This window comes from Blastomonas natatoria, from assembly GCF_003201955.1.
Classification (GTDB): Bacteria; Pseudomonadota; Alphaproteobacteria; order Sphingomonadales; family Sphingomonadaceae; genus Blastomonas; species Blastomonas natatoria.
This window is the reverse complement of the sequence record NZ_QJJM01000041.1, coordinates 1-3,995: the sequence shown is the minus strand read 5'-3', so window position 1 is coordinate 3,995 and position 3,995 is coordinate 1. Positions and strand designations below refer to the sequence as shown.

Here is a 3,995-nt window from a genome sequence, read left to right as displayed (position 1 = left end):
GGGGCTTCATCTTCGTTCCTTCGTCACTACGACGAAGCCCCAACCCTCCTTAAATCACAACCTCAAATCTGTGCCATTGGCGCTGACGGCGGACAGCCGAACGCCACACGGCCAACGCGCTGAGTAATGATACAAGCAGCAAAAGCCAACCGCCAGCATAGCCGATGCCTATTGACCGCGTCGCGAAATCGGCCAGCGTTGTCCCGGCGGTGGTGGAATCGATTATGGTCGCCCAGTAGAGGAAGGGGCGAAACCGGCTTGCCCGGATTTGCCACGCTACGAACAGGCCAAGGGCGGCAACAAAGATTGCGCTGCTCAATAGATAGCCGAAATTGAATGACATGCTGAGCGTATCGCCAGCGGTCTCGCCAAAGGTGGTCGCAAGGATTTTGATAATCCAAAAACCAAGTGTGACAGCCGGCACCTTGGTCAGCGCATCGGTGAACTCGGCTGAAGAGTGATTTGTGACATCCGACATCGTCTGGAACTCCCGTTTGAATGATCAGCGGGCTAGCGATGCTTGGGCAGGCACGCCATAAGCAGGCGCTCAAAAGCAATGCCCTCAATGAAAGCGCATGATAATGGCCGCCACTGTCTCTGCCCATTCGGGCCAGCCCGACCGCACCGTGCTGCTCAGCATTGCAGGTCTGGTCGTCCAATCAGCGGCCGCTGCTTATTTCATCATCGACGGCGTCGATGATGTGCTTGGCCAGCTTCGAAGCGGGATAACCAGCGAGGTCGCGATGGAATGTCTGGTCGCGCTCGCGCTGGTGCTGGCAATCATTATCAGCGCGCGCCAGCTACGGATGGCGTTGGAGGCAGCAAAGCGGCAGCAGGCCGCACTGGCCGTCGCGCGCGGATCGATCGCAGAACTGCTGGATATCAAGTTTAACCATTGGGGTTTGTCACCTTCTGAGCGTGAAGTTGCACTCTTCGCACTTAAAGGATGCAACATCGCCGAGATAGCAAGGTTGCGCGGCTCAGCAGAAGGAACCGTTCGCTCGCAACTCAGCCAAGTCTATACAAAGGCGGAAGTTACAAGCCAGTCGATGCTCATCGGCCAGTTTGTTGAGGAGTTGGTCTGAGAGCCGCCTTACAGGTTGATACCGCGCATGCGCAACAGCGCGGCCATGCAAGCATAGAGCAGCATGGTCATTGCACAGCCGATGCCGAGCGCAGGCCAGAAATCCAGCCCACGTCTAAGCAGCACAGAAATCAGAAGGAACATCGGCAGGCTGGGTAACACATACCAGAAGGTCGCCGTCGCATGATCAGCCATCCGCACCGGGTCGGCCGTGTCCCGCCACAGCCAGATCATGCCAAGGACCGAAATAAGCGGCAACGAGGCTACCAGCGCTCCGAGCCCAGCGCTGCGCCGTGCAATCTCTGAAACTGCAATGATGATGATTGCGGACAGGGTGGCTTTCAATAGCAGATACGTCATGGATGAAGTGCCTCTTGCCCGCATGATGCTGCTTCGCAGTGGATGGTCACGTGTTCGATCTCAAAGTCCTTTGCGAGCATGGCACCGATGGCCTTCCGCAAAGCATTCGCATTCGCCCCTGATACTAATGCAACATTCGCGGTGAAGCTGATATCGTTTTCCGACATCGACCAGGTGTGCAGATCGTGCGTGCTGACAACGGCCGCCACGGCATTGATGGCTGCGCGCACTTCGTCGAGCTCAATCCCCGCGCGGACAGGTTGGAGAAGGATGTGCGTCGTATCGCGCAGCAGGATCCATATGCGCGGCAGTAGCCACAGGCCGATCGCTATTGCTACGCCCGGGTCGATCCAGGTCCAGCTGGTGAAACAAATGACGATCGCCGCAGCAATCACGCCGGACGAGCCCAGCGTGTCCGCCCAAACCTCGAGAAAGGCATCTTTGACATGTAGGGTCGTACCCATTGATCGCATCATCGGTTGGAGAATGGTCCGCTGCAACGGGTCGTTGGAGCATTAAAAATGTATCGGACACAGGTCATCTCCGCATGGCGCGTGGGGTAAGACAGCTGCAGAGCCGCAGCGATCCCAGCGACAGTCAACATCGCGCAGAATTCCACAAGGCCGATTTGCCACCCGGCGGCCGCGATCAGCGCCGCCGCAGACAGGACCAGCAGCAGCCAGCCTCCGCCGCGCAAGGCCTGTGCACGCATGGAATCCACTGCGATGCCCGCAGCGCGCGCGTGCCTAGGCATGACAAGCGCAAGCGCTGCAAACCCGGCAAACGCCGCGCAGAAGCTGATGAGATGAGCCAGCTTGGGAACACGAAGTCATCAATCGTGCCGCCGCGCCGCAGCAGCCATGTTACGCTGTTGTCCTCGCGAAACGCATCGAAATCTGACAACATTTGCAACCGTCGGGCGAGCTCCGATGGCCGCTTTTGTCGAACTCCGACGATCAGTGAACCGGCAACAAGTGGGTGGATTGGCGACCGGCAGCTTTTCCACCCGATTGTAGTCTGTCGCCCACTTTTGCGCCCAGTTTGGTCAGCTCTCCAGCCTCAACCGCCCTTTTCCGAAGCTGGCTTACCGGCAGCCAGGGTCTTCACGGCGACCTCGGCCCTCGCTTGCGCTTCCCGGATGCAACCGCGCTCGCGGCGGCTGTTGCGCGGCAGGCTTTCCACGGCCTCGCTTCTGCACACTACGCTCGCCGCGCGCTGAATGCGCACCGTCAAGATGCGTTGCCCTTCGGTCGAACCGAGATCGAGATCGTCCGCCTTGACTGCAATGCTTCGCGGAACCGGGGCCGCGACAGCAGGGGCTGAAGCCGCTACTGTGACTACGGCAAGCAGGATGTGAATGAGTTTCATGGTCATTTCCTTGGCCAATCGGTCGCTCGCCAATTCGAGCGACGACGCATCAGAATGTGCAGGGCCGAGGGCAGTTAGGCTGTCCGGTTTTCAAACTCGGTTGATCGTTTTTGGATCGCACCATGATGATGGAAATCGAGCAGACTGGGCGATTTCGAAATCGGCTTGTTGCTTCGTCCGCGCTCTGGCAGCCAAGGACCCATGACAGCGTGGGACCAGGTAGATCAAATGGCGCGCGGCGGGTCGATCGCCTTGCTGGCGCAGTGGAGCTGGATCCTGATCCGCGACCATTGGCGCGATGTGCCGGCCCGGCTTGCGGTAGCGATGAATGTCGGGATCTGCAGCTACTTGATTATAACGGCAGGCATCTTTGGCAAGCCAAGCCTGATTGGTCTGCTGTTTGCGCTGGGTGCAGGGGCGACACCGGGCCTGTTCTGGCTGTTCGCCAAGGCGTGGTTCAACGATGAAAAGCGTGTCGCCCCGATCAGCGCGCTGCTGGTGGGCCTGTCGGTGGCCAATACGTTGGTGGTCCAGCTGACATACCCCCACGGCGGGACTGCTAACGCCATTTCCGCAGTGCTGTTCCGGGCTTCCATGCTGGCCTTTGCAGGCGCTGCTTTATGGGAAGTATGGCGCAGCCGCGAAGGCGATCTGGTCGAACGCCGACGGCGGATTAGGCCCGTGCTGGTTTGTGTCGTGGCGATTTGTGTCATTTCTATCGCCTTTGTCGAAGTCGCAGCATCCCCCGGCACACCTGCCGCTTCGTGGAGGCTGGCAGTGGCGACCGGCTCACTGCTGGCAGTGTTCAGCTTTTGCGCGGTGTTGCTTCGGATGCGCCAAGGCGACATGTTCGGCCCGGTTGAGTCCACGGGCGTGACAGCGAAAACTCCGCGCAACCTGGGCGAAGATCCCCTCGCTGCCCGTTTGCTACAGTTTATGGCAGCGCAGATGCCGTACCGCGACGAGACCATGTCCATCGCAAAGCTCGCCGCGCTGCTGGGCGAACAGGAATATCGACTGCGCCGCACGATCAACGGCCAGCTGGGCCACCGCAATTTTTCGTCGTTTCTCAATAGCTATCGTCTCTCAGAGTCTGATTCAAAACTATCGCGTTGGATTTCAGGCTCTTGCGATGCGGCGTGCGAGGAGCTGGATTGAGGCGATGAACAGCCAGGCGGTTGCC

6 protein-coding genes and 1 pseudogene are annotated in these 3,995 nt (G+C 59.2%); 2 read left to right on the top strand and 5 right to left on the bottom strand.

Annotation, left to right across the window (positions count from 1 at the left end):
• Positions 1-103 precede the first annotated feature (103 nt).
• Positions 104-478: pseudogene (locus C7451_RS19560) on the bottom strand (COG4705 family protein); the annotation flags it as partial.
• A 103-nt stretch (positions 479-581) separates the two neighbouring features.
• On the opposite strand from C7451_RS19560, the gene C7451_RS19555 reads away from it, so the two are divergent.
• A complete protein-coding gene (locus C7451_RS19555; RefSeq protein WP_066045721.1) occupies positions 582-1,085 on the top strand; it encodes a helix-turn-helix transcriptional regulator in 504 nt (167 codons plus the stop codon).
• Positions 1,086-1,093: 8 nt separating this feature from the next.
• On the opposite strand, the gene C7451_RS19550 is transcribed toward C7451_RS19555, so the two are convergent.
• From C7451_RS19550 to C7451_RS19535, 4 genes are all read right to left on the bottom strand, one after another.
• Positions 1,094-1,444 (bottom strand): DUF3147 family protein, encoded by a 351-nt coding sequence (locus C7451_RS19550; RefSeq protein ID WP_066045724.1) that lies wholly within the window; start codon positions 1,442-1,444, stop codon positions 1,094-1,096.
• On the bottom strand, positions 1,441-1,908 hold the full coding sequence (locus C7451_RS19545; protein WP_066045727.1) for a cation diffusion facilitator family transporter: 468 nt from the start codon (positions 1,906-1,908) through the stop codon (positions 1,441-1,443). The genes C7451_RS19550 and C7451_RS19545 overlap by 4 nt, the downstream gene beginning before the upstream one ends.
• Before the next feature lie 8 nt (positions 1,909-1,916).
• The gene (locus C7451_RS20550; RefSeq protein WP_353611457.1) at positions 1,917-2,246 is read right to left on the bottom strand and encodes a DUF3325 domain-containing protein; all 330 of its coding nucleotides are present in this window, start codon (positions 2,244-2,246) and stop codon (positions 1,917-1,919) included.
• A gap of 257 nt (positions 2,247-2,503) precedes the next feature.
• Positions 2,504-2,812: a UrcA family protein gene (locus C7451_RS19535; protein WP_066209212.1), complete on the bottom strand. Its 309-nt coding sequence runs from the start codon at positions 2,810-2,812 to the stop codon at positions 2,504-2,506.
• Positions 2,813-3,040: 228 nt separating this feature from the next.
• On the opposite strand from C7451_RS19535, the gene C7451_RS19530 reads away from it, so the two are divergent.
• Entirely contained in the window at positions 3,041-3,970 is a 930-nt protein-coding gene (locus C7451_RS19530; RefSeq protein ID WP_110300468.1) for a hypothetical protein, read from the top strand.
• Positions 3,971-3,995 lie beyond the last annotated feature (25 nt).

Excerpts from the sequence above, each read along its gene's own strand:
- C7451_RS19555 (WP_066045721.1), top strand. The coding sequence starts at position 582 with ATGGCCGCCACTGTCTCTGCCCATTCGGGCCAGCCCGACCGCACCGTG.
- C7451_RS19550 (WP_066045724.1), bottom strand. The coding sequence starts at position 1,444 with ATGACGTATCTGCTATTGAAAGCCACCCTGTCCGCAATCATCATCATT.
- C7451_RS19545 (WP_066045727.1), bottom strand. The coding sequence starts at position 1,908 with ATGGGTACGACCCTACATGTCAAAGATGCCTTTCTCGAGGTTTGGGCG.
- C7451_RS19535 (WP_066209212.1), bottom strand. The coding sequence starts at position 2,812 with ATGAAACTCATTCACATCCTGCTTGCCGTAGTCACAGTAGCGGCTTCA.
- C7451_RS19530 (WP_110300468.1), top strand. The coding sequence starts at position 3,041 with ATGGCGCGCGGCGGGTCGATCGCCTTGCTGGCGCAGTGGAGCTGGATC.